This window comes from Ensifer sp. Root31, from assembly GCF_001424825.1.
GTDB lineage: Bacteria > Pseudomonadota > Alphaproteobacteria > Rhizobiales > Rhizobiaceae > Ensifer > Ensifer canadensis.
In genome coordinates this window covers 43,188-65,287 of the sequence record NZ_LMCO01000004.1, presented here as the reverse complement: position 1 = coordinate 65,287, position 22,100 = coordinate 43,188, and the positions used below count along the sequence as shown (strand labels likewise).

At 56.7% G+C, this 22,100-nt stretch carries 28 protein-coding genes and 4 pseudogenes; 19 read left to right on the top strand and 13 right to left on the bottom strand.

Annotated features, from left to right (window positions below):
• Positions 1-18: 18 nt before the first annotated feature.
• The 4 genes from ASD00_RS41455 (at position 19) to ASD00_RS05650 (ending at position 2,137) form a co-directional block, all read left to right on the top strand.
• Positions 19-420: a four-helix bundle copper-binding protein gene (locus ASD00_RS41455; RefSeq protein WP_082523447.1), complete on the top strand. Its 402-nt coding sequence runs from the start codon at positions 19-21 to the stop codon at positions 418-420.
• A 73-nt stretch (positions 421-493) separates the two neighbouring features.
• Complete coding sequence (locus ASD00_RS05660; RefSeq protein WP_057205371.1) at positions 494-1,351, top strand: SDR family oxidoreductase; 858 nt, start codon at positions 494-496, stop codon at positions 1,349-1,351.
• A 211-nt stretch (positions 1,352-1,562) separates the two neighbouring features.
• Complete coding sequence (locus ASD00_RS05655) at positions 1,563-1,781, top strand: hypothetical protein (RefSeq protein WP_057205368.1); 219 nt, start codon at positions 1,563-1,565, stop codon at positions 1,779-1,781.
• A gap of 113 nt (positions 1,782-1,894) precedes the next feature.
• On the top strand, positions 1,895-2,137 hold the full coding sequence (locus ASD00_RS05650; RefSeq protein WP_057205365.1) for a hypothetical protein: 243 nt from the start codon (positions 1,895-1,897) through the stop codon (positions 2,135-2,137).
• A 143-nt stretch (positions 2,138-2,280) separates the two neighbouring features.
• On the opposite strand, the pseudogene ASD00_RS38370 reads toward ASD00_RS05650, so the two are convergent.
• Positions 2,281-2,459: pseudogene (locus ASD00_RS38370) on the bottom strand (DUF1214 domain-containing protein); the annotation flags it as partial.
• A gap of 135 nt (positions 2,460-2,594) precedes the next feature.
• Here ASD00_RS38370 and ASD00_RS40875 point away from each other — a divergent pair.
• Positions 2,595-2,759 (top strand): hypothetical protein, encoded by a 165-nt coding sequence (locus ASD00_RS40875; protein ID WP_164474985.1) that lies wholly within the window; start codon positions 2,595-2,597, stop codon positions 2,757-2,759.
• A 229-nt stretch (positions 2,760-2,988) separates the two neighbouring features.
• Here the strand turns inward: ASD00_RS40875 and ASD00_RS05640 are convergent, their stop codons facing one another.
• Positions 2,989-3,228, bottom strand: a complete 240-nt coding sequence (locus ASD00_RS05640; RefSeq protein ID WP_057205358.1) for a hypothetical protein — start codon at positions 3,226-3,228, stop codon at positions 2,989-2,991.
• A gap of 372 nt (positions 3,229-3,600) precedes the next feature.
• Between ASD00_RS05640 and ASD00_RS05635 the strand changes: the two genes are divergently transcribed.
• A complete protein-coding gene (locus ASD00_RS05635) occupies positions 3,601-3,891 on the top strand; it encodes a hypothetical protein (protein ID WP_057205355.1) in 291 nt (96 codons plus the stop codon).
• On the opposite strand, the gene ASD00_RS38060 is transcribed toward ASD00_RS05635, so the two are convergent.
• Positions 3,867-4,247 (bottom strand): DUF4440 domain-containing protein, encoded by a 381-nt coding sequence (locus ASD00_RS38060; RefSeq protein WP_063963225.1) that lies wholly within the window; start codon positions 4,245-4,247, stop codon positions 3,867-3,869. The genes ASD00_RS05635 and ASD00_RS38060 overlap by 25 nt on opposite strands.
• Before the next feature lie 199 nt (positions 4,248-4,446).
• Positions 4,447-4,752: a DUF1236 domain-containing protein gene (locus tag ASD00_RS05630; RefSeq protein ID WP_057205353.1), complete on the bottom strand. Its 306-nt coding sequence runs from the start codon at positions 4,750-4,752 to the stop codon at positions 4,447-4,449.
• Positions 4,753-5,854: 1,102 nt separating this feature from the next.
• Here ASD00_RS05630 and ASD00_RS39760 point away from each other — a divergent pair.
• The 3 genes from ASD00_RS39760 (at position 5,855) to ASD00_RS05615 (ending at position 7,087) form a co-directional block, all read left to right on the top strand.
• Positions 5,855-6,061, top strand: coding sequence for a hypothetical protein (locus tag ASD00_RS39760; RefSeq protein ID WP_057224872.1), 207 nt, complete (start codon positions 5,855-5,857; stop codon positions 6,059-6,061).
• A gap of 241 nt (positions 6,062-6,302) precedes the next feature.
• Complete coding sequence (locus ASD00_RS05620) at positions 6,303-6,503, top strand: hypothetical protein (RefSeq protein WP_057205347.1); 201 nt, start codon at positions 6,303-6,305, stop codon at positions 6,501-6,503.
• A gap of 329 nt (positions 6,504-6,832) precedes the next feature.
• Entirely contained in the window at positions 6,833-7,087 is a 255-nt protein-coding gene (locus ASD00_RS05615; RefSeq protein ID WP_057205344.1) for a hypothetical protein, read from the top strand.
• 933 nt (positions 7,088-8,020) lie between these two features.
• Here the strand turns inward: ASD00_RS05615 and ASD00_RS42435 are convergent.
• The 4 genes and pseudogenes from ASD00_RS42435 to ASD00_RS05600 all read right to left on the bottom strand — a co-directional run bounded on the left by ASD00_RS42435 (position 8,021) and on the right by ASD00_RS05600 (position 9,023).
• Positions 8,021-8,340 (bottom strand): annotated as a pseudogene (locus tag ASD00_RS42435) (DUF1515 family protein).
• Entirely contained in the window at positions 8,286-8,513 is a 228-nt protein-coding gene (locus ASD00_RS41450; protein ID WP_057205341.1) for a hypothetical protein, read from the bottom strand. Before ASD00_RS41450 ends, ASD00_RS42435 begins: the two are co-directional and overlap by 55 nt.
• A 2-nt stretch (positions 8,514-8,515) precedes the next feature.
• Positions 8,516-8,833: a lysozyme gene (locus ASD00_RS05605; protein WP_057205338.1), complete on the bottom strand. Its 318-nt coding sequence runs from the start codon at positions 8,831-8,833 to the stop codon at positions 8,516-8,518.
• Positions 8,826-9,023: a lysozyme gene (locus ASD00_RS05600; protein WP_057205334.1), complete on the bottom strand. Its 198-nt coding sequence runs from the start codon at positions 9,021-9,023 to the stop codon at positions 8,826-8,828. The genes ASD00_RS05605 and ASD00_RS05600 overlap by 8 nt, the downstream gene beginning before the upstream one ends.
• 75 nt (positions 9,024-9,098) lie before the next feature.
• Here ASD00_RS05600 and ASD00_RS05595 point away from each other — a divergent pair, with 75 nt between their 5' ends.
• Positions 9,099-9,359: a hypothetical protein gene (locus ASD00_RS05595; RefSeq protein WP_057205331.1), complete on the top strand. Its 261-nt coding sequence runs from the start codon at positions 9,099-9,101 to the stop codon at positions 9,357-9,359.
• Positions 9,360-9,474: 115 nt separating this feature from the next.
• Positions 9,475-9,681, top strand: coding sequence for a hypothetical protein (locus ASD00_RS05590; protein WP_057205327.1), 207 nt, complete (start codon positions 9,475-9,477; stop codon positions 9,679-9,681).
• Positions 9,682-10,563: 882 nt separating this feature from the next.
• Here the strand turns inward: ASD00_RS05590 and ASD00_RS05580 are convergent.
• Both ASD00_RS05580 and tetR read right to left on the bottom strand, forming a co-directional pair.
• The gene (locus ASD00_RS05580) at positions 10,564-11,028 is read right to left on the bottom strand and encodes a YbhB/YbcL family Raf kinase inhibitor-like protein (protein ID WP_057205321.1); all 465 of its coding nucleotides are present in this window, start codon (positions 11,026-11,028) and stop codon (positions 10,564-10,566) included.
• A gap of 394 nt (positions 11,029-11,422) precedes the next feature.
• Positions 11,423-12,061 (bottom strand): tetracycline resistance transcriptional repressor TetR, encoded by a 639-nt coding sequence (tetR, locus tag ASD00_RS05575; protein ID WP_057205317.1) that lies wholly within the window; start codon positions 12,059-12,061, stop codon positions 11,423-11,425.
• Positions 12,062-12,155: 94 nt separating this feature from the next.
• Between tetR and tet the strand changes: the two are divergent.
• From tet to ASD00_RS05550, 4 genes and pseudogenes are all read left to right on the top strand, one after another.
• Positions 12,156-13,348, top strand: a pseudogene (gene tet / locus ASD00_RS05570) (Tet(A)/Tet(B)/Tet(C) family tetracycline efflux MFS transporter).
• 568 nt (positions 13,349-13,916) lie between these two features.
• On the top strand, positions 13,917-14,117 hold the full coding sequence (locus tag ASD00_RS05565; RefSeq protein ID WP_057205314.1) for a hypothetical protein: 201 nt from the start codon (positions 13,917-13,919) through the stop codon (positions 14,115-14,117).
• Positions 14,118-14,835: 718 nt separating this feature from the next.
• Positions 14,836-15,039, top strand: coding sequence for a cold-shock protein (locus tag ASD00_RS05555; protein WP_057205306.1), 204 nt, complete (start codon positions 14,836-14,838; stop codon positions 15,037-15,039).
• Positions 15,040-15,258: 219 nt separating this feature from the next.
• Positions 15,259-15,675 (top strand): GFA family protein, encoded by a 417-nt coding sequence (locus tag ASD00_RS05550; protein ID WP_057205582.1) that lies wholly within the window; start codon positions 15,259-15,261, stop codon positions 15,673-15,675.
• On the opposite strand, the gene ASD00_RS05545 is transcribed toward ASD00_RS05550, so the two are convergent.
• Entirely contained in the window at positions 15,672-16,163 is a 492-nt protein-coding gene (locus ASD00_RS05545) for a GNAT family N-acetyltransferase (protein WP_057205303.1), read from the bottom strand. The two genes, ASD00_RS05550 and ASD00_RS05545, sit on opposite strands and share 4 nt — an antisense overlap.
• A 710-nt stretch (positions 16,164-16,873) precedes the next feature.
• Here ASD00_RS05545 and ASD00_RS38360 point away from each other — a divergent pair.
• A pseudogene (locus ASD00_RS38360) lies at positions 16,874-17,187 on the top strand (plasmid stabilization protein).
• Between the two features lie 107 nt (positions 17,188-17,294).
• Here the strand turns inward: ASD00_RS38360 and ASD00_RS05530 are convergent.
• On the bottom strand, positions 17,295-18,173 hold the full coding sequence (locus ASD00_RS05530) for a DUF72 domain-containing protein (RefSeq protein WP_057205293.1): 879 nt from the start codon (positions 18,171-18,173) through the stop codon (positions 17,295-17,297).
• A gap of 381 nt (positions 18,174-18,554) precedes the next feature.
• On the opposite strand from ASD00_RS05530, the gene ASD00_RS05525 reads away from it, so the two are divergent.
• From ASD00_RS05525 to ASD00_RS05515, 3 genes are all read left to right on the top strand, one after another.
• Positions 18,555-18,758, top strand: coding sequence for a CsbD family protein (locus ASD00_RS05525; RefSeq protein ID WP_057205291.1), 204 nt, complete (start codon positions 18,555-18,557; stop codon positions 18,756-18,758).
• Between the two features lie 121 nt (positions 18,759-18,879).
• The gene (locus ASD00_RS05520) at positions 18,880-19,152 is read left to right on the top strand and encodes a hypothetical protein (protein ID WP_057205288.1); all 273 of its coding nucleotides are present in this window, start codon (positions 18,880-18,882) and stop codon (positions 19,150-19,152) included.
• Between the two features lie 521 nt (positions 19,153-19,673).
• Positions 19,674-20,012, top strand: coding sequence for a helix-turn-helix transcriptional regulator (locus tag ASD00_RS05515; protein ID WP_200951434.1), 339 nt, complete (start codon positions 19,674-19,676; stop codon positions 20,010-20,012).
• A gap of 397 nt (positions 20,013-20,409) precedes the next feature.
• Here ASD00_RS05515 and ASD00_RS05510 read toward each other — a convergent pair whose 3' ends face one another.
• Positions 20,410-21,336, bottom strand: a complete 927-nt coding sequence (locus tag ASD00_RS05510) for an adenylate/guanylate cyclase domain-containing protein (protein WP_057205283.1) — start codon at positions 21,334-21,336, stop codon at positions 20,410-20,412.
• Between the last annotated feature and the right edge of the window lie 764 nt (positions 21,337-22,100).

The window sequence follows — 22,100 nt, the reverse complement described above, 5'->3', positions numbered from 1 at the left end:
AAAGCTGCGAGGAAACCGATGCTTGTACGTGAAATGATGAATAGCCATCCTGATGTACACGGGCGTTCGGCAGACGCGCTGATGCGCTGCATAGAGCATTGCTACAGCTGTGCTCAAGTTTGCACGAGTTGCGCAGACGCCTGCCTTGGCGAGACGAACGTCGGTGAACTCGTTCAGTGCATTAGGCTCAATCTCGATTGCGCCGACATCTGCGTGGCGACCGGGTCGGTTGCCACGCGCAGGACCGGCACCAACATGGATGTCGCCCACAATCTTGTTTCGACCTGTGCTGATGCGTGTCGGGCCTGCGCCGCGGAATGCGCGAAGCATGTTGAGATGCACGAGCATTGCCAAATTTGCGCCCGCGCGTGCGAAGCTTGCGCGCAAAGCTGCAGCGAAGCTCTCCCTCTGTTTCACTGAACGTGTCAGCCGCCGCTACGCACCCAGCAGGGTCGCTCTCGTCCTCGCGCTAGGTCTCACACAGGAGAACACAATGTCTGATTATCCCAAGCCTCCCTTTCCCGCCCAAAAACAGCCGATGCCTGGCCTCACGAGAAAGATGAATCCGGTTCCCGACCACGGGGAGCAGTCATACAAGGGGTCGGGACGTCTCGCAGGCAAGATGGCCGTAATCACCGGGGCAGACAGCGGTATTGGGCGCGCGGTGGCGATAGCATTTGCTCGTGAGGGTGCGGACATTCTGATCTCCTATCTCGAAGAAGACGAGGACGCCCGGGAGACAGCACAGCATGTCGAGGAGGCTGGCCGGAAAGCCGTTCTCGTCAAAGGCGACATTCAATCGGCCGACCACTGCCGGTACATCGTCGACCGTGCCATGGCCGATCTCGGCGGTATCGATATCCTTGTCAACAACGCCGCGCATCAGTCGACGTTTAAGGAGATAGGCGACATCCCCGACGAAGAATGGGAGCTGACTTTCAGGGTCAATATCCATGCAATGTTCTATCTGTCAAAGGCAGCCGTCAAACACATGAAAGAGGGTGCCTCGATCATCAACACCGCATCGGTTAACTCGGACATGCCTAATCCAACGCTGCTTGCCTACGCCACTACGAAGGGCGCAATTCAGAATTTTACCGCCGGCCTTGCCCAAATGCTCGCCGAAAAGGGAATCCGTGTGAACGCGGTGGCACCCGGTCCGATCTGGACTCCGCTGATTCCATCGACCATGCCCGAGGAAGCCGTCTCAAGTTTCGGTAGGCAGGTTCCGATGAAACGCCCGGGGCAACCGGCCGAACTCGCCACCGCTTACGTCATGTTGGCCGATCCCCTCTCAAGCTATGTATCGGGCACCATGATCGGGGTGACCGGTGGCAAGCCGATCCTGTGAATGACGACACGGTGACACGCCCGTAAGTCCACGGCAGGAAACTCGATACCGTCAGGCAATCATTTGCACCATACATGTCGAGAAATCCGCTGACGGCAACGGCACCCGAATAGGCGATTTTGGCACCTATTGCGACCAGGTCGTTCGGGGAACTCTGCCTCTCTTTGAGATCCGTCAACCCGTCAGGTAGGGCTATTGTTACGAAGGGGCTTTGGACCCGATCTCAATTCATGTTCCGTCAGCGAGCCGCTACGCCACGCGCACCGGCGTCACGAAAGACCTGCTCGGCTTTGATCAGTTCCTCAATCGTAACATCGGCGGATACCTAGATCTCGCCATGAAATGGCGCATCCGTCCGATTTTCGGTAATGTGGGCTTGCTCAAGCGAATTGGGTTTCCGACGACGACATGTGACGCGACGCTCGACTAGACCTATCGGCGCGGCTGGACGCATAGGCTAAGTGATCGACGGCGGATCGTTACATTAGTGAAGCCTTGTATAATACGAAGTCCGCCCTATCCTTCTCGGCAGGAGGACGCGCCATGTCGAAAATACCCGCGCCGAAGCTTCCGGAAGGCCACCCAGATCGCGACCTCCTTTGCCAGGAGGCGTTGGAGGCCGAATTCCTGTCGCTTGGCGATAGAGCGTACCAGGCCGGTTGGTCACGCGAGGAATTCGCGATGGCGATGATGGAGCTGGCAGACGGCTATTTCCTCGCGAATGCCGATCTCGAAATGTTCGAGCTTGGTGCCGGCCTCGTCCGGCTTGCCAGGAAGCTGCACTAAGCACTTCGCTAAATCGAGAGAGGCGAGCTGGTTCAAGACCAGTGGCAAATGTTGTTGATTTAACCACGTCGCCTTGCCCTATGCTACGCCTGACGATCGAGCGAGCGGATGGTGAACCATCCGCTCGTTTCGACTGTTTTCCCCTATTGCACCAGTTCGATCTCACAGGCCGCCAGGAATTGTTGAACCACGGCTCCAGCGGACCGTACAGGCCAAGGATCATGAACCAGCCCTTGCCCGGGATTGTCTGCACCCAGTTGTTCTCCATTCCCGCCGGGGCTTTCGGTCCGAAGTAGACATCCACCGAACCATCCGCATTGGCCTTGACGCCCTGTTCTGGCTACTGACGCTTGGGGCTTGCTGGTCGGTCTGCACCATCGAGCGGGTAAGAGTCGGCAGTTGACTCTCTGCCCCAATGAGAACATTTGTAGAACAGTTTACTCAGAGGGCATTGAGCATGAGCGACGAGGTTGGCGCTACCAAGAGAGCGGAAAGCGGCCTGGTCGAGCACCTGTGTGAACATCCTAGTTGCAAGAAGTGGGGCAGCTTCGGCTACGCCCACGGACGGGCGGCGCCAAACTGGTATTGCTTCGAACACCAGATCGAATGGGCCACCGGCTAAGCGATCCTGATCCCCGGCGCTAGGCGGGCGCCAATCTCAGACATGCGGCACAACTCGCCCCGATCGACGATCGGGCACGGAAGAATGCTATCTGGGGTTCAGCAAGTGACCGACCACGCCAAACTATCCTCATTCGTGGCCATCCATCTGGCGGTGATAGACCAATCGACCAAACGCCTGCTTCGCAGGAACAGGCGTTTCGCGCCGCCGCGAACAAGACAGCGCCCGCTCAATCGCTGAGGAACTCGTCAGGCATATCCGCATCAACCACCGTATCGAGCGCGCCGGGACTGCGGTCGACGATGCCGAAGTTGTCGCGCTCGTCGCGGCCGAGCTTTGGAAGCTGCCTAACGCAGTAGCGAAAGACCTCGTCGCCATTGACGCCAACAGGAAAGAGGTCGCCCGTACAGCCATCGTCAATGCGCTGGTCGAAGCATTGACCCGGAGCTACGAATTCACATTCCTTCAACCCGAATACCGGGGGATGGGGCCGTCGATCTACAAGGAACAATCCTCTTAGAGGCGCGTTTTTTACGGACATGCCACGTGACAGCCGGCCACCCCCCCGCAGCCGCTGTCTCACACTCTAGGCCCCTTTCCCTGGGGGCCTATTTTTTTAGCTCAAACACGTCGGCATGAACGATGACTGTCGGAGCTTTCCGTCTCCCGGCCCAACAGGGGGCCGTTCTTTCATCTACGCCCAGCTATCTGCGCGACGTGCTCGGCGAGTCTATCGGACGGCTAGACCCGATAGGTGCGTTAGTCGACAGTCGCTCGTTAAATTAGCGAAGCCTTGTAGAATGCAAAGTGCGCCCTATCCTCTTCGGCAGGAGGACACGCCGTGTCGAAGATTGCCGCGCCGACGCTTCCTGAAGGACACCCAGATCGCGTCCTCCTTTGCCAGGAGGCGTTGGGGGCCGAATTCCTGTCGCTTGGCGATCGAGCGCACCAAGCCGGTTGGTTACGCGAGGAAGTCGCGATGGCGATAACGGAGCTGGCAGACAACTATTTCCTCATGGATGCAGTTTCGAAATGTTGGAGCTTGGTGCTGGCCTTGTCCGTCTCGCGAGAAGACTACACTAGGGAGTCGATTGACGGCGCACAGTATCACGGCCGCTGCATTGTACCCTGATGGAAGAGTATCTGCCATTTCTTCCCGTCATGCTTCCAGATTGAACTTCGCAAAGCGGATCGTTCAGACCCGTCGCGATATGTGAGATGGCTCTCGTACGTCAAAAGTACCGCATTTTGGGAAATGGGCGCGAGAGCATAGTTGGACGTTCGGAGAATGCCGTCGGTGTGATCCTCCTCCTTGGTCAAAAGATCTATGACCTCTGCTCGACGATATACGCGTCCCGACGCACCGAACTCGACGAACTCTTCTGCAAGCAATGCTTCGACCGCTAGCTTCGAATGCCTGACCGATGGTCGGTGCAGTGCTTCTTCGAGAAACTGGATTTCGGCGAAGTTGGGATCGGGGCTCGACAAGGGTGGTCACTCCAATGGGCAAGCTATCGTTGGACTGGTCAGCCCGCGTTGTCCGACGCCAGCGATCGCGCCGGCGCCTGGGCGATGCGACCGCGAGGATACCGAACCAGCCACAAAGTGAGAAGTTCCGCCATGGGACTTCAGTCTGAGCGTCAAGGCTGCCCCCTCCCCGGAGGGGAAGGGACGCCGTCTATCAGGGCTAGTCGATAACCCGAACGATCTTGCGGGTGCCCGGGTCCACCAGCACCGTGCGGTTGTCAACGACCATATATCGGTAGGTGATGTCCGGTGCATCAATGGTGTGTAGTTCCACCGTTTCGGGAACCGTCGAACCGACATTGAGCTCCACTCCGGGAAGTTTGATGGAAGCGAGGGGCTTCTTCTTCACGTATTCGCGGACGACCGTTTCCTGCTCTGGGGTGACAATGACTGTCTGAGCCAGGGCGATGCTCGAAGCGCCGAGCAGAAGCAGTCCTGTGACGGCTGAGCTGACAAGTTTCCTCATTTTCTTCTCCAGGCTGGTTGTTGTATTCCCACTCTCAATGCGGGAACTTCTTACCAACGCCTCTGGGCTGTTGCCGTTCCGATGGCCAGACTTCAGTCGCATGGGGTTTCGACCTTAGTCTGGCGGGCCTTTAAGACAATAGTCCGGGAAGTGCGTGAGCCTGCGACTTCGACACACTTTAAAGTGGGCACCGCATTGGAAAGCGAGAGGCTGACGCGCTTGCCGCCTTCTGATCGGCCTCGACCAAAGCGGCATCCAAGATGCGAACTTCCTAGGCCCGTCATTTAGCCACTAGAGCTCGTCGGGACAGCTTCCCACAGAGAAGCGGCCCCCCCGCTGTGGAGGCAGAGCCGCCCTCGTCAATCGCATCCTCGAGCATCGTCCGGCGCTCCCGCTGTTCCATGGTCGCGCAGGTCGTGACCGACAAAGCTGATTGCAGTCGCTTTGGCGAACAAATTGGCGCGTATCGCCTGGGCTCTTATGGCCCCCGGCGAGCTCCGACCCTTGGACCTGCCCAACGCAGCAGCCAGAAGTCGTGAGACGTCGGGGATGTGGTGAGGTCTAACGGAGGATTATGGGCAATCAGTTAGAGAAGGGGATTGGATTAACCAGCAGTGGGATGAGTGCTCAGAAACACGTGTAGCCGATTGGGATCTAAACCACGAACTCCATAATGGCCTACGGCGTCAATCTCGCCACATGAGGCCGGACCATGTCAGCGCCTGACCACTCGTCTATACCGAAGTAAGTTTTCGTTTCATCTTCCGGGGCATCCACACACATCCCTTTTGATTTCAAACGCCCAGTCGCCGGCGGCTGGCACCCTCTTGGCTAGCAGCGCAAGGCAGGGCTTGACGCGGTCCGGCATGGGATCGAAAGACAGGCACGGAGGGTCGCGCGGCCTCTTCGGCTGCCCGTGCAGCACAGCGTCATCAGCGAGGAGCAATTGCTTCGGGCGCTTGGCTTTCGCAGGTACTTTAGGCATGACTTATTAAACGCACATTCCGCAATGAGTCACGGGAACCTTTTTCACAAAACGCGATTTTTGCTGATCAAGCAGTCCGGTTACGTGCTGCGAAACCCCAACGTCGAGACTACAGCCATGCAACATGAAGACACCAGACAACAATATAGCAAGGTGGTTCGCGGCTGGAACACGCGCTATGACCTGGAAGAATTCATCAGCGCGCACCGGCTCACCCCCCTTGTCGCACGCGAACTGTTCGAGAAATTCGGACCGTACAAAATCGACCTCGATCGCAAGGTCGCCGAGCTAAGAGCAGCAGGAAAATCTAATCTTGGGCATTAAGACTAATTGGGAACAAACCGACCTCTCGACAGTTCCTCTCCGCCCCTCTAGACAGCCAGGCGGTCGCTACCTTCCTCTCCGGCGGCCGCCTGGAACACAAACTACGGCTTACAGACAACGGCCGCCCACGGCGTGCGGATCTCCCCCGAAATTCCGGAGTTGAAACCCCCCGGCGACGGCGCATACTTAACGCGGGGCTAACGTCGGCCTGTTCCGCCCCGGGCCGGCTGGGATTAGGGCGATGAGCAAAGTGGTTGGATCTCGCAGCGAGATAATTACGCCTGACGACTTCAAGCAGATAGAATGTGTTTTCCGGGAAATCGTCCAGGAAAGGCACCTCGCCGTTGATAGCGAGGAAGCTATTGAGCTCGCGGCGCGTCTGATCGGTCTTTTTCAAAGCGGCATCCACGATCATGATGCGCTGAAGTTGATGGCTAGTTGACTGTGGCTACCGGACCATTTGACAGAAAAAAGCGGGTTTCACCCGTGTCCGAGTAGTTGGTTGAGGCTGTGTGCAAACACCCGCCCGTCGGCAAGCTTATCCACCCGAAGCCGTCCTTCCAGCACCTGCATCGCATCTAGTTCCGAATTCCTCAATCCGCTGGAATCAACGCAAGGACGAAAGACTGAAACTGCACGATTCCTCGGTTCGAAACAAAGATAACCGGCGATCAGGATGCTCTTCACCAGGTTCGCTAGCTACTTGTAGGTATATTCGGAACATCCCGCTGGTGTGACCGTTGCCCGTACAATTCTACGGAGTGACAAGCCATGAAAATCGAAACACGGGCGACCACCGTGGCCGAAATGGTGCCGGAGCTTCGAGCATGGGCTCATTCGTTGCGTTCGTCGCAAAAACTGGCCGATGAGCTCGTCGAGGACACGCTCGAACTCGCGATTAACGACCTCGACCAGATCGCACCAAAAGCCGATACGCGCCGATGGCTCTACAGCTTGATGGTGGACATCCATAGCGGCCGCCGCAAAAGCAGAGCTGCCGCCGCCCGAAAGCTCATGCGCGGATAACGCAGCGCCCTCGCCCCTCAAAAAAGCGGCCCCCGCTGTGGAGGCCGCAATCTATGCGTACCCAGTACCTAACTTTATAACGATTTTAGGTGTAGCGGAATACCGCATCTATCAGCCAAGCTTCACCGAAAGCTTATGAAGGGTTGAAATCCAGCGGAGGGCAAAAGTTGTGAGAAGCCAGTTGCCTGGTGCGTATTACGCCAGCAGTCCCGCAGCACTGTCCCACTCTCACGACCCCTTCCGCAGGAACCTATTTCAGTTCAAGCTGCTTACTGCACTTTCTCAACTCTCATATGTGAGAATTCCCATGCGCCAGCGGCTGCGCATATTACACACACAGGTGCTAGCGACAGGGGGATACATATGGGTCGGACGACGGCAGATGCGGGGAAAGCGCTTTCCAGGCAGATGGGCCAGCGCATCAGAGCCATGCGTATGATGCGAGGGTATTCCCAAGGGAAACTCGGAAGCTTGATCGGCCTGTCGTTTTCAGCAGGTTCAGAAATACGAAAATGGGACAAATCGCGTCTCCATTCCAGTGCTGATGCAAATTTGCGAGGTGTTGGACGCACACCCAATGGATATCATCGGTGAAGGTCCGCAAGATGGAGGGAACAAGAGAGTAAACGCTTTGCTGCAATTGACGCCGCAGAAAGCAAGCTGAAGATTCTACAAAGCAAGCTGGCGCGGATGCAGAAAATATTCGCCGAACCGGATTGATGCGGAGGACAATCACCCGTCCCTATAATCAGAGAGACATCTCAGGTGGGGTCGCAAGAATTATTATCCGGCAACTTGCGTAAGGCGATCGCAAAGAAAATGCGGCCGCCGAGCGGAGGGCCTCGGAAGCCGCAATGGGAATTGCCTTCAACACCTCAAGGATACACCCGCATTCGCTCTGATGCGAGACAATTTGCCTGCACTCCGTTGTTGTCAAACCTTCCCAATGATCACCAACACGATGCGTCGAATGGCTTCGGCAAAACTCACGCCAAGCGCCATCGCTGCAATGCCGGCGACCCCGAGTGCGCCGATGCCCATCAGCTTCCAGCGCTTTACGTCATCGGTGACCGGTTTCATCTCCGCGCGTCCGCGCCGATCGACGCTACCGACGCCTCGACATCACCGACCCGGTCGACCAGCTGATCCATACGGGTGTGAACGCCGGCCCGGCTCGCTGCAGCCTTGTCTTCAGATCTTACTGCCCCTCCTCTAATGTCTGATCGAATCTTGCCTTCCCATGCCTCACGCATTCCGCATTGGTCCAGACGCCGCCGGCGCAAAGGCCGACGACGGTCCGGTCTACCATTCGCTGATCTGCCGGCGTCGCCCCGCGCGCGCTGACCAGGTCAGTTCCGACGACCCGCCGCAGGCCGTCGACACTTGCTGGCTGCGAAGTCCCACAGCCCGTCAGGACAAGTGTCATAGTCAGAGCGGCATCGACCGCGGAATGTGCCGCCGCATTGCTTTGCCTCTCGAATGCGTTGGTGACTGATCGTGCGCCATCCTCCTGGAGACGAACTCTCCCTTAGCCCAAAGACCAGCCTCAGCCGCCCGCCGGTTGACGAGACCCTTCACCCACTTCATCTGCTCGGCCGGCACGGCGTCGTGGTCGCCTTTGTCCAGTTTCTTCAGCAGCGTCGACTTGCCGAGCGAGCCTGTGTTGAAATCAGAGGACACGAGCACGGCGTGCTGATTGCCGGTCAACGGTACCTTGACGAGGCGCGCAACTCGCTCCTCAAACATGGGCGAGGCCGGCGCGCAGGATCTCTTCGGCGCGTGCCTCGGTGATCACCATCGTGGGCCTCACCTCTGCCGCGCTGGTGTGGCCATATCCGATGGTCCAAATTCCGCCTACGTCGCGATAGGCCTTCGTCTTCAGGCCTTCCCACTGCTTGACGAGCGCAAGGCCCGCCGCCTTGATGCGTCGGTTCATGGTGTTAACCTCTTTTGTTTTCAGGGAAACATGCGATAGTTGATAGGCGGGAAGGCACGGTCAGGAGAGACCGTTATGAACCTTGAAAGGATCGGTAGATCCCGTCTGAAATTGAAGCTTCCAGCGTTGCGAGCGTTGATTGATGCGCAGCAGAGCCGGGCCTTTCGTGCGTTATGTGAAGAATACGCCCTCGCCGCCATGGCTATAGATGAATTGACCGCTGCGGTCAGTCATGACCCCGTCGATCTCGACGGTTTGGAAGCCGTCTGCACTGAAATCGAAAGCGAGGTCGATCGACTGCTGCGAACATTTAACGCGAGCAAGATCTGGCGGTAGTTTATAGCAATGTCCTTGATGGGAATCGCCAGATCAGGGCTGGCCATGTGTAGGAAGAGCACGGCTCCGGCTCGCTCTCCCAGCCTATCGTGAAAAGCTACAGTCGATCCACACCGTGGTATTCCTCAATCTCTGCGAGTTCTATGCCGCGTCGGTTTTGATGATCGACGATATACGCAAGGAATATCCTGTTCGAGCTGAGCTGCTGGCCGAATACGAGACCATGTGCCGCGCAAGGGAGGCCGACGCTGTTGCCATGATGAATGGCGGAAAGAACGCGAGGTGGCGGCAGGCCGCCAGCCGTTCTGATGCTTGCGCATAATCACCTTGCCCTGTCGGCTTGATGGCAAGATCTCTCGCAATTGAAATTTCGGTTTAACCCTCCTTGGTGGCGCCATCTTAGATTGCACCGAAAGGGAGAGGAAAATGCAGAAACTTAGCGAACTAGGACGTCGTCGTCTGTGGGCGAGACTGCCGAAGTTTCGACGCGCGCTCGAAATTGGGACCCGTTCGGCGGAGCTGAATGACCTTTTTGAGGCGTATGCACTCGCAGCCGAACGGTTGGCCGAACTGCGAGAGCCAGAGCAGCCAGACCAAAGTCTTCTATTCGAGTACGAGGTGGCAAGCAGAGGGATCGAAGAGGAGGTAACCCGGCGTCTGACTGAGATCCACGCCGATCCGGTCAACAACTCCCTGTCTGCCACATCCCATGAAAGTGGCCTTCTTCGAAGTCGCATACGGATTCGAACTAGCTGGCAATCTTCATACTGAGAGATCCTGTTCGAAGCACGCGGCGCAGGTTGTGACGAGAGCGCTGAGACGTAAAAGGCCCCTTCTCCTACGAATAGGACAAGAGGCCCCGTCTGAGCGTTCGAATTCACAGACACTCGCATTGTATGCCCCGCTTCAGGCGGAGCGCAAGCCGAGCTTTTCAGCGCCTCCAATTTATCCGCCAACATTGTGCCAGCACGGACGGTAGGCTGCGCGATATGGTGGCTGCCGTCGCTGACGATGCTGGTCACAGTTTCGGTGGGTGTGCTACTGCGGGCTCTGCTCAGAACCCATCTGAAACGGGCTGTGAGACTCAACGGCTGAGCAATACCGAGAGGCGAATGCGGACACTGGCGACATAGTTCGCGTCGTGTCCATCCAGGACCAGTGCGTCGTTGAGCTCATTTTCTTCCAGCATGTTCTGAGGGCTTGCTCACGCCTGTTCGTAGGTACCGGTCAGAGTTGCTTGGGAAAGGACGTGTTTTTGAGCCATGATCCACATCGCCTCGATACCCGCCACGGCAGGCACTGCCAAACTTGGAACTTCGAGAGCCGCGAGGCAGAACCTGTAGCGGTGGGGGCCGTGACCCTTTGGGGGCTCGGGACCATCATAACGGGAATTGCCGAAATCATTTCGACAAAAACTCGGGCCACCGCCAGGTGCGGTGTCGGAACTTTGCGGTAGTTCACTCCAGTCGCGGGGTATGTTGAAAACACCGCAGTGCCGGAACACGCCTCGTGGGGCGTCCGGATCTTCGACGATCAACGCGAAGCTTTTGACATCCTCGGGAGCGCCGGTCCACTTGAGCGCTGGCATAATGTTTTCACCCAAACGCGTATATGTTTCAGGTATCAACTCGCCGTCCGCAAAAGCGGGGCTTATCAGTGTCATGGTCATCTGAAATCTCCGGTGGCTTGAGGCTCCATTAGGGCGGCTTCCCCCAAACCTCAGACTTCCTCCATGGTTCCAACTCCGCCGGCTGCGATTCTGGCAACATCTGGCGCGGCCGCTAGTTCGAGCGGCGATGGTCCGGTAACCTGTAAACAAGAAAGATTTTTACCTTGAGTGCGCTAATGTGATTGGCGCCGCCATCAGTTTACTCGGTAGGCACATGATCGCCCCAACAGATGGAACAATCGGAATGCCGCCAATGGGCGTCTTCCGGGCTTCGGCATAATCAGACTATTCAGTCCGAACCTGGTGAAGGTCTCCCTGAGGGGCCGGTGGCGTTCCGCACCAATTTCCGTTCGACAGATTATGCACTTGGGCGTTGCGCGAACTTCCGGCCCGATCATCGGTGAACGTTCTTATTCCCCGGCGGCAGGGATTTTTCCTCCAATCCATCCAGAATCACTGCCAGGCCATGATCGAACGCTGCGTCAGGGCCTGCCTCGTCGAGGATGTCTATCGCTGACCGAAGCAGCGGATACATCGCCATCGAACTGATGACGCCGTCACGCTCGCCATCGTCCTTCTCCCTGGCCTGTTGCTCCAAAACCGCCCCAACGGTGAAGTAACTGATCGTTATCAAGGCATGGGCCGCATCGCTGGCCGAGAAGCCGGCGTCGCACAGGAGGCGAAGTTGCGCCTCGGCCGCTCCCAATAGCGGCGCGCTTGGCCGGGTGCCGGCATGAATGCGCGCGCCGTCGCGATAAGCCAGTAGCGCCAGCCGGAAGCTACGTGCGTTGCCAACCAAGAACGAACGCCAGTCGTCTTTCTCCTTCGGCGCCGAGTGTGCGTGATTTTCTGCCAACATGGCGTCGGACAGCGCGTCGAGCAGTGCGCGCTTATTCTTGAAGTGCCAGTAGAGCGCGGGCTGCTGAACGCCCAGGCGCTCCGCCAGCTTCCGTGTCGTAAGGTTGTCGACGCCGACCTCGTTTAGGAGATCAAGGGCAGTACGGATTATCGCGTCCTTCCGCAATTTTGTCATGCTTGACTCCTTATCATCGATAAATTACTTTGCAAATCCTTATCATTGATAAATAATTTCCCTTCGATCGAGGCCGCGGCCCGGAAATCCCGACATGAAATCCAATAAAGCCCTTGCCATCATATTGGGCACCGTTGCGCTCGATGCTGCCGGCGTCGGCCTGATTATGCCCGTGTTGCCGGGTCTTCTGCGCCATGTCTGCCAATCAAGTGCGGTTGCCGCCCATTATGGCATTCTCCTAGCGCTCTACGCAGTGATGCAATTTACCTGGGCACCCCTACTTGGCGCTCTGTCGGATCGTTTCGGCCGCCGTCCTGTGTTGCTCGTCTCACTTGCCGGAGCAACAATCGATTACACCTTCATGGCTATGGCACCGGTCCTGTGGATTCTCTACATCGGACGCATCTTATCTGGCATCACCGGCGCAACCGGCGCTGTGGCCGGAGCCTACATTGCCGACATCACCGATGGGGATGAGCGCGCGCGGCACTTCGGCTTTATGAGCGCCTGCTTCGGGATCGGTATGATCGCGGGACCTGTGTTAGGCGGATTGATGGGAGGCGTCTCCCCGCATGCGCCGTTCTTCACAGCGGCAGCCCTGAACGGGCTCAACTTCCTGATGGGCTGCTTCCTGTTGCCAGAATCCCATACAGCCAAACGCCGGCCGATTCGCTTGAAGTCTCTTAATCCGCTCACCTGCTTTCGCTGGGCGCGAGGCATGAGGGCAGTTACTGCCCTCATGGCCGTGTTCTTCGTGGCGCAACTCGTCGGACAAGTGCCCGCCGCGCTTTGGGTCATCTTCAGCGAGGATCGTTTTCACTGGGATGCGACGATGATTGGCGTTTCGCTTGCGGTATTCGGGACTATTCATTCAATCGCGCAGGTTACGATTACCGGCCCCTTCGTTGCTCGTTTCGGCGAAAGACGGGCGTTCATGGTCTCTGTATTTGCTGACGGCATAGGCTACATCCTGCTCGCTATGACCACACGAGGGTGGATGGTGTTCCCGATCATGATCCTGCTCGCTGCCGGGGGAATAGGAATGCCCGCGCTTCAGGCCATGTTGTCAAAGCAAGTAGACGGGGAGCATCAGGGACAGCTTCAAGGATCGCTCGCGCCTTGACGAGCCTGACCTCGATCGTTGGACCCTTAATCTTCACATCGATCTACGCGGCCTCGACCTCAACGTGGAATGGATGGGCGTGGGTTGCAGGCGCCACGTTATATCTTGCCTGCCTGCCCGCGCTTCGTCGCGGAATATGGGCCGACGGGCGGCAACGAGCATGAGGCCGGCGACGCATCTCGAATTAGCGCGACAATGGAGTATTGCGACTGCGCAAAAACCTCCACCCGGTCGTGGAAGGGCGCCCGTCGCGGCGTTTTGTGAGCATGCAAAAAGGCCCTCGAGGATATTGAGCCGCTGGCCGCCGTGCAACGCATCAGGGTGGCCAGCCCGATAGGCCCGTCTGACGTGTTTCTAGGCTGTAGCGGTCGTCAACAATCCCCTACAAGCGCTTGTGATCGGCCAGGTTCGAGTGGCCAGATGAAGCAGTCAGCATCCTGAAGACCCGAACGTCGGTAACGTGGGAAGTCCCAAAAGAGCTCGGATCAATTCACTAGGGCCTGGAGCGTCCATTGTCTGGGCACAACGCAGCAATCTGAGCGAGCTGGGCGTTTATATTAGCAATATCGGAACTATGTACGATTATCTGTGTTAACGAAGGTAATCAAATCGCGCACTCTGGTCTCAGCCTTTGCTAGGACGTTTTCTCACCGTGATTGAAGGCTAACCGCGCTTAGGATGAAGAGCGGATTGTCTGCCGATTCCGAGTGCGCCCGAATTGGGAGACCCATGATGCGAGGTGATAATACCAGCCATCAAAATAGCAAGCTCGTCGGTCCCTGGTCCGATCGCTACGATCTGGAAGAGTTCATCGCTGCCTATCACCTGACACCGCTCGCCGCCCGTGAGATCTTCGTCAAATTCGGTCCCCAAAAAGCTGAACTCGACCGGAAAATGAAGGAACTTGGAGTCCCCGCCAACTCGGGCCACTAGCCAACGCGCTTAGAACATACGAACAATCGCCATGTGAGTGTTGGAGTTATGTTGAGGCAGGCCCCACAGGAAGCCCAGGCGGTGGTGCGTACGCACCAGAAGATGACCTGCCCTCCTTGCTACGCTCAGATTTTAGCCTGTACTCCGGTGATTTCGCTCACGTGTGGGCGGGAACGGAATGATTCTGGCCCCGAACTTGAGCGGCGAACAGCGATTTGACGCGATAAGGCGGTCGAGGCGGTCCTCGATGAGGTAGTGGACCACACAACGTATATCTGCTTGCTTCAGCGCAGGGAAACAGGGGGTCGCCTCAATGACCAGCATGTCGAAGATCGTTTTACCGCCGTAATTCGCGTGGAGCAGTGTTGTCAGCCTTTGAGCGAGCCACCCCATGGCTTCGTCTACGCAGACAGCCACATCATGGGTCGGTTGCATAGTTGGTTCTTTCCCAAGATAGTGTCACTGACCTTTCCTAGCCCTCCGATCCTCCAATCCGGTGAAAACGGGAATGGTAATTTTATGAAAATACAGCTCTTTTCTGAAGGCGGCGGCTTGACAAAGACAACTCGAGACCGAGCAACCCTTCTTCAGAGATCGTACCGCCCTGTTATGGGAATCAAACCGTGATTGTTGCACCAGGGTAGTAGCAGCATTGCCGCCTTCCTCCTTCAGCGGTAAGATTGTACCGAGCAAGTTGAACCATTCAAAAGGACATTTCATGCCAACCGGTACTGTTAAATTTTTCAATCAAGACAAAGGATTTGGTTTCATCGCGCCTGACAACGGCGGCACGGATGTTTTCGTGCATGTTTCGGCGCTCGCAACGGGCGACCTGCTGCGTGAAGGCCAGAAAGTCAGCTATGAACTGGGTCAGGACCGAAAGACCGGAAAGTCGAAGGCGGAGAACGTAAACCCGCTTTGAACCATCTAGTAGCCAGCGTAACTTTCTTAAGCTTCTGACAGCACTAACAGCTCGGCGAGGTTCGCGATTCCGTACGGCGCTGGCGCCTCGCGGTCTCGCTTACTGCTGTGCTGCCGGTGACGCTTAGCTTCCTGAACATGGCGCCTTGGCCATGGCTATGCGTGGCCCGCCAACAGAAACGGTTTGGCAGCGGTCGGCGTCACGGTTCTTGGCGTGATTATGATCACCGCCGAGATTGTGGGCGAGCCATGTCGGATAAACTACGACCACGATGACGATTGTAGAAAAGCAATTGGAAGTCCGCTAGCCGTTTGGATTGGGTATCGGCGGCACCAGGTTAGGTTCGCCAGCGGTGTTCCCACCACCTTCTCCAAAACACCTGGCGTTGAGAGATCGTTTTGCGCCGATTGCGGGACGTCCATCTCGTATGCAGACGACGGACTCAAAGATGAGATTTGGCTGACGAATGGGTTTATGGACAATCCTGTGAGATTTGAGCCTCGCGCGCATGGATACTGGTGCATGAAGTTTCCCTGGTTCCAGCTGTCGGACATCCTTCCACGATACGACACCTATACGCGCCAACGAGATAAAGCCGTGGGCTATCCAAGGGACAGGGAGATCAACCAACTCTAAGGATCTGGCCAATTGGAAGCGTTCTCTCGCGGGGCGAGCATATGCTCGCCCAAGCCATCCCCGGTGATCTGAAAACCGGCGTTCTCGTAGAGACGACGTGCGCGCTCGTTTTCGGGTTTTACACCGAGAACAATGCATGAGCAGTCAGGCAACTCCGCGAGCTTTTGGATGATTCTGGACAGGGCAGCACGGCCGTATCCCATACCCTGAAAACGCGCGTCGATCATGAGGCGATAGACCCAGTAATTGCCGTCGTCTTCATCCAGGGCGTGCATGGCAAACCCGACCGGCTCACCATGTGCCCGGATGACGAACGACGTGCAAGCGGGGTTTTCGTTGGCTTCTTCCAACGAAGCGGCGTTGCTTGCCACATAGGAAAGTTGGTGAGAATGCGGCTGTAAGGCCAGCACGCAGGTGTGATCTTCCGGCTTGATCCTTTCAACGGTGACGATCGAGGTTGTGACTTGAATAGGGTTAGAGTCTTGCATGAAAGCACTTTCTCTGCGGCGCCTACAACAGCGCCAAGATATCGAGAGGATTGAACACGCGCAGCCGTCAGCCTCGGTTTCGGGGCTTTGCCAAATACGCGGTGCAGATGATGTGCTCGCTTTGAGAAGCCTAGTGCAAAGAGCCTAGCTCGGAACCAGCGAGCGCTGTTGTTTTGTTTGATTTAAGCATTGGGCCGCCTCCTCTGGTTGCTCTTTGGGGAAAGCACACTTAAATGGATTCTTGCGCGGACAGCAAGCCGCCGCCGGTACCAATCTGCCATCCGCAGGCAAGAACGGGATCGACGCGGCGGCTGAAAGTAAGCGATCCCACCGGGTATGCCCTGATTTCTACGAGCCGAACCAGTGGAACTTCCATCCGTCTTCGGTGTTCTTCGGGAATGAGAACGATAGCTCAGACGGATACATCAGCTTTGCCGCAGGCTCGCGACATCTATACCCTCCACGAGTTCGCTGCCGTCTACGATCTGGGCATTGGGCGTGCGCACGAACTTTACGAGCGGTTCGGGCCAATGCGATCAAGACTCGACACATTGATGCTCGTAATAAGCCAGTCCAAAAACTGGAAATCGTAGCTAACTGCGCTTCCCCAACCCGGCCAATAGGTAACATGTTCGGAGGACGGCGAGAGGGAACCTTAACGGCCGTTCGCAGTTCGAGGAAAAGAACGAAACCGGAAAAGGAGAAATCTGATGCCTCGCGGCGACAAATCCGCTTATACCGACAAGCAAAAGCGCAAGGCTGAGCATATCGAAGAAGGCTATGAGGACCGCGGTGTTTCGAAGGACGAAGCGGAGCGGCGGGCCTGGGCTACTGTCAACAAGGAAAGTGGTGGCGGCAACAAGTCCGGTTCTGGTCGCGGTCACGAGGAAAGTCATGCCTCGTCAGAGAAGGGCGGTAGAAAAGGCGGCAAAGCCTCGGCTGCAAGATCAAAGGAAGCGCGTTCAGCGTCCGCTAAAAAGCGGCTGCGACCCGCAAGCGCAACGAGCAGCATACCCATCACTGAGCAAGATGAGAATTGGCGCGGCACGCCTAGCCTGAGTGCCCCGCCGATTTCCATTGAGATATCTCTATTCCAGTGCACGGCAGGCGCCAGCGTCAACCGGGTCTCGTCTATGACCACAGCAGCTGCAATAGCCGCTTTGCATTCTTGATAGCGTGGCCATCGCGATCGTTGTTGAAATAGGCCCAAACAGTTTTCGCGTTGCTTTGTCGGATGCGTTCTGCCCATACCGCCAGTTCAGCGTCACTATAGTCATGTCGGTACCACTGCTTGACTCCATGAAAGCGTATATAAATATCATTGGTGGTTTGCACGAGCTCCTCGGGCAATCGAGGGCCGCTGCAGGAGCAAAAGATAATCCCCGCGTTTCGGAAAGCGCTGAAAACCTCGGCGTTCCACCAGCTCTTGTGGCGGAATTCCAGAACGTTTCTCTGCCGAGGATCGAGCTGATCAATAATGGTGCGTAACATCTCGGGGGAGTAGCGAATGCTGGGAGGCAGCTGAAAAAGAAAGCAGCCCATCTGTGGGCCGAGCAGATCGGCAATGTAAGCGAAGTCCGCAATTAAGATGCGGGTATCATCAAACCGCTTTACGTGGGTGATGAGCTCGCAGACCTTTACCGTGTAAATGAACTTGGGATTCGCTTGGCGCAGCCAGGTCCTGACTGTCGCAAGTGTGGGCCAGGAATAGAACGGCGCGTTGAGCTCGACCGTGTCGAATTCCTGAGCGTAAATGGAGAACCATTCTTTCGAAGGTGCATCCGCCGGATAAAGCTTCCCTTTCCAGTGCCAGTAATACCAGCCGGAGCAACCGATATGGAGGCCGTTCAATGGGGGCTGAACGGAATCAGAGCCGGCATTACCCTCCCTGGCAAGACGGGCCGAATGCATTTTCTTCGCGCGCTCGACATTGGCACTCCGCTGCTTTTGCCTACGCTCCGCACGCCGTGTTCGCCGTTTCTCAATTTCTTCAGGAGAGCGTTCCGCCACCGAATAACTCCACGTTCTCAGATGGCAATTCTCGAGTGCGGTGTTTGTTCCTCTGGCCAGTTCGCAGAGTTGCTTCTTGGCAGAGCGACGCAACTGCGCGCATCGGCGTCGTTGCCGTTGGCACACGATGAGCGCAGCCGAGCGCCCCTGCCGTGTCACGTCGCTTCCGACATTCAATGGCATCGAGCAGCGACTTCGAGAACCAACTCAAATTTGGCCGGGCGTCGAACAAGGCTGCCGCGATTGCTGGGCAAGATCGGGCGCTGTCGGTCCATGAACGAATGCATCCGTCGCACAGTCCTGATGTTTATTTGCCGACCCGTGCGAACAAAAACCGAAAGCAAGCGTTTTCCAATCGTGCAGCAACTGGAGGAACCACAAATGGACTGGGATCGCGTCGAGGGGAATTGGAAACAGTTTAAGGGAAAGGTAAAAGAACAGTGGGGCAAGTTGACCGATGACGACCTTGATCAAATCGCCGGCAAGCGCGACCAGCTTGAGGGCAAGATTCAAGAACGCTACGGTCTCGAAAAAGACCGGGTCCGCCAAGACATAGACAATTGGTATGGACGTCAGGATTGGTGATCCTTGACCTGCCCCGCCTTGGCGGGGCATTTCTATGTCTAGTTCGCCCACACGATGTCGAACGCACCAGGCTCCGGCCAAGCAACGCGACGGTCTCTTGCGTTCCATTAGGGAGCAGATGATGGATTTCCAGAACGTTGGGCGAGCCCGCCTGATGATCCGGTGGCCGCAACATAGCAAGCAGATTTCCGACGCCAACTTTCCAGCTTTTAATGATCTGATGGAAGCTTACGGTATCGCGGTTTTGAGCCGCGATGAGGTGCGCGGGCAGCGCAAGCCAGATCCAAAGATGTTAGAGGATTACGAAACGCTGTGCCAACAGCTGGAAGGCGATAGTCTTAAGGTTCTGGCTGATGTAGCCAGGCATGATCCGTTAGCGGACCGTCGTGCATAATGCGAAGCGCATAGAGCGAGTACGAAGCGCCAAGGGCATCGGATCCCTGATTCCGGGTCAACCGCTTTCGGAAGATTGAAGAAGTCGGCCGACACAACCGCCGATTTCCTTGCCAGCAGCTGCCAGCGCTCAGATTCTCTCGTTTTTTGAGCACGGTGCCGCGCTCGTCAATATCGCCGTCCAGGCCCTCGGGCGCATTCCCCGCTTTTGCGCCAGGCCGCCGTCAATACGTCTCACCTTGATTGCCGCCGCGCAGCCTCGGACTGTCGTGTGCCAGTTTCTCCGGTCGACTTCCACGAGCGGTTGATCGGGTTGGCCAAGGCGGATACCCTCAACTACCTTTGAACGACAGAGCTGATTACAGCAAACCTCGACCGGAAATGGCAGGCGTAGTTAAACTCAAAGATATGGCCGCCCCGTTGCCGATCATTGCGAGCCTCGGTGGCATTCCTGCAGAACTATGAGTTGCGGGCCAAGATGTATGCTATCATATGGGCCGGGTCCCAAGGGAGGGCGCGCACGTGGGTAAGATATTGACCGAAACGTCAATGGGGTTGTCCCAGCAGATCGGTGAGCGGCTCAGAGCAGTTCGTCAGACACGGGGGCTTTCCCAGCAGAGGGTCGCTTCTGCTGTTGGCCTGACGTTCCAGCAGCTTCAGAAGTATGAGCGCGGCACGAACCGCATCTCGGTGCCAACTCTCATTCAAGTCTGCACCGTATTGGATGCTCACCCAATGGAAATCATCGGCGATTTTCCTCAAGACGACGGCGTCGAACGACCGAACGTTTTGCTTCAGCGACTTGAGATTGCAGAAAGCAAATTAGCCCGAATGCAGAAGATCCTGGCCGAACGGAACTGAAACGCGGCCTACCCCGCTCAGCGGTTTCTTCCGCATGCCGCCTCGCTGCACTAGGTTTCAACAACCTTCGTCGCAAAGCCTTAATACCAGCGCCCGCGTCCGTAAAAGCCACCGGTTAGGACGAGAACAATGAGAACAATGATGAGCAAGGTGGTGATATCCATTTGAAACCTCCTGGGAGTGTCCTGTCGCCATCGATCACAATAATCGAGGATGCAAACTCCCTGGGATTTAACGCGTCGGACGTGTCTTCGTTCCCGTTTTCCCGTTCCTGAGCCGGCCAGCGGTCGCCACCGTTATTCGAACTGGACGCGACGTGGTCGATGTCCGCCTTGCAGCATTCGGCAACCTCGAGGACAAGACGCATTTGCCGCCTCGAGGTTGAAGTTCTGAGTCGCTATGAATTTCGCTGCGTTTCAGCCAGCATAATCTTGGCGAGATCGATGAATTGGCCACGCGGATATTTGGTCAAATAAGCTTTGATCATTTCCGCATTGCCACTGTCGCGCACGGTTTCCCAGAAGGAGACTTCGATACCGGGGTCGGGTTCCCCAGATCCACCCTGTTCGACGCGAGCGCTTGCCAGTTCAGCGAACTGGCCGTTCGGGAACCGCTGCAGATAAAGAAGATACTCGGCTGGATCATCACTCTCCTGCACCGATGCCCAAAAGGCGATCTCTACGCTGCGCGCCTCATCATTGCTGTCATTGTCCTGGGAGAATGCTTGTTCAACGGAAGAGAAGCCCTCCGGCGTCTCTGGGGGAAGCGGCTCCCAATTAAAACTTGGCTCTCCTTGCCGGTCGAATATAACGCGAAAGATGCGGAGAGGGCGGGCAATGTTTTTGATCCGGTGTTCTCCCATATCCTCGAAGGTAGCATCGACGCGATCACGCAGGTGATCGCGTACACCCCTTGTAACGCAGATACCGCCCACGTCCGCGAGGCTCTCCAGGCGGGCGGCGATATTGACGCCGTCGCCGAAGATGTCGCCGTCTTTCACCAGAACGTCGCCTATGTTTATTCCGATGCGAAAATTCATCTTTCGATCGTCTGCGAGATCTTGGTTGGCGCGCCACATCGCTTGCTGAATGGCTACAGCACAATTGAAGGCATGGAGGATCGAGGGAAACTCAGCCAATACACTGTCGCCAGCCGTTCCGAATATTTGACCGTGAGCTTTTTCAATGAGCCCATCAACGACAGCGCGATGCGACGTCAGCGTCGCCAGCGTCTGTTCTTCATCGGCGTTCATCAGCCGGGAATATCCCTCAACATCGGCCGCCAGAATGGCTGCGAGCTTTCTCTCAAGTGGCGGTGCTTCCATGCGAGCGATCCGATCCAACGCCTTTTTTTCCTATGCGTCTATTGTCCTTCAACTGATGAGAATGTGCGTTTGTTCCTTCTTTGAGCGGGGCGCAAACCAAGGCTGTGTAGCCATATCCAGACATCGCATCTTTCGATTACCGCTTATTCAAACGACACTCTATTGATTAGCATGCGTCATGCCTGGCAACGCGGATGCCAGCGAAGGACAGACGCTCGCAGCGGCGGCGGAACATTTAACCCGCAGGGGAGTTATGCAAACGCCCACGAATGTACATCTCTCCAAGGCCCCTGCCCCGGGGGCCTATTTTTTGAGCTCGCGACGACGATCCTGGAGTGAGGTGTGAGGCGAAATGAGAAATTGCACCCTATTGCCTCACCGGCTGATGTTACCGAGCGCTGCAGGGCCGACAGTGTCTAAATCAGCCTGCCGCCATGGCAGCAGATGATAGAGGCAGGCTCCGTATCCACGCCTCGAGAATGTCTAGCCCAGCCAGTTCCACGGCCGCGCAGCGCCCCTGTAGCCCCGAAGTTCGAGCGGCCGGTCCCATCGAGTACGACGGCCTCGCCGTCGAGGATCATGGTCGTGGGGGCGAGTGCCCTTCGCCGCCGTCTCTCGTCAGGTCATGGCCGCCACGCGTAAGGATGCGCGATACGCTTCGATATGTGTCGCGCAGGTGGTATCCATTCCACTTGATTTCGAATGCCTAATCGCCAGCGTCCGGAACCCTTTTGGCAGACACAGCGAGTCAGGGCTCGACACGC

Excerpts from the sequence above, each read along its gene's own strand:
- ASD00_RS41455 (WP_082523447.1), top strand. The coding sequence starts at position 19 with ATGCTTGTACGTGAAATGATGAATAGCCATCCTGATGTACACGGGCGT.
- ASD00_RS05660 (WP_057205371.1), top strand. The coding sequence starts at position 494 with ATGTCTGATTATCCCAAGCCTCCCTTTCCCGCCCAAAAACAGCCGATG.
- ASD00_RS05650 (WP_057205365.1), top strand. The coding sequence starts at position 1,895 with ATGTCGAAAATACCCGCGCCGAAGCTTCCGGAAGGCCACCCAGATCGC.
- ASD00_RS40875 (WP_164474985.1), top strand. The coding sequence starts at position 2,595 with ATGAGCGACGAGGTTGGCGCTACCAAGAGAGCGGAAAGCGGCCTGGTC.
- ASD00_RS05630 (WP_057205353.1), bottom strand. The coding sequence starts at position 4,752 with ATGAGGAAACTTGTCAGCTCAGCCGTCACAGGACTGCTTCTGCTCGGC.
- ASD00_RS39760 (WP_057224872.1), top strand. The coding sequence starts at position 5,855 with ATGCAACATGAAGACACCAGACAACAATATAGCAAGGTGGTTCGCGGC.
- ASD00_RS05620 (WP_057205347.1), top strand. The coding sequence starts at position 6,303 with ATGAGCAAAGTGGTTGGATCTCGCAGCGAGATAATTACGCCTGACGAC.
- ASD00_RS05615 (WP_057205344.1), top strand. The coding sequence starts at position 6,833 with ATGAAAATCGAAACACGGGCGACCACCGTGGCCGAAATGGTGCCGGAG.
- ASD00_RS41450 (WP_057205341.1), bottom strand. The coding sequence starts at position 8,513 with ATGACACTTGTCCTGACGGGCTGTGGGACTTCGCAGCCAGCAAGTGTC.
- ASD00_RS05605 (WP_057205338.1), bottom strand. The coding sequence starts at position 8,833 with ATGTTTGAGGAGCGAGTTGCGCGCCTCGTCAAGGTACCGTTGACCGGC.
- ASD00_RS05600 (WP_057205334.1), bottom strand. The coding sequence starts at position 9,023 with ATGAACCGACGCATCAAGGCGGCGGGCCTTGCGCTCGTCAAGCAGTGG.
- ASD00_RS05595 (WP_057205331.1), top strand. The coding sequence starts at position 9,099 with ATGAACCTTGAAAGGATCGGTAGATCCCGTCTGAAATTGAAGCTTCCA.
- ASD00_RS05580 (WP_057205321.1), bottom strand. The coding sequence starts at position 11,028 with ATGACCATGACACTGATAAGCCCCGCTTTTGCGGACGGCGAGTTGATA.
- tetR (WP_057205317.1), bottom strand. The coding sequence starts at position 12,061 with ATGACAAAATTGCGGAAGGACGCGATAATCCGTACTGCCCTTGATCTC.
- ASD00_RS05565 (WP_057205314.1), top strand. The coding sequence starts at position 13,917 with ATGCGAGGTGATAATACCAGCCATCAAAATAGCAAGCTCGTCGGTCCC.
- ASD00_RS05555 (WP_057205306.1), top strand. The coding sequence starts at position 14,836 with ATGCCAACCGGTACTGTTAAATTTTTCAATCAAGACAAAGGATTTGGT.
- ASD00_RS05550 (WP_057205582.1), top strand. The coding sequence starts at position 15,259 with ATGATCACCGCCGAGATTGTGGGCGAGCCATGTCGGATAAACTACGAC.
- ASD00_RS05545 (WP_057205303.1), bottom strand. The coding sequence starts at position 16,163 with ATGCAAGACTCTAACCCTATTCAAGTCACAACCTCGATCGTCACCGTT.
- ASD00_RS05525 (WP_057205291.1), top strand. The coding sequence starts at position 18,555 with ATGGACTGGGATCGCGTCGAGGGGAATTGGAAACAGTTTAAGGGAAAG.
- ASD00_RS05520 (WP_057205288.1), top strand. The coding sequence starts at position 18,880 with ATGGATTTCCAGAACGTTGGGCGAGCCCGCCTGATGATCCGGTGGCCG.
- ASD00_RS05510 (WP_057205283.1), bottom strand. The coding sequence starts at position 21,336 with ATGGAAGCACCGCCACTTGAGAGAAAGCTCGCAGCCATTCTGGCGGCC.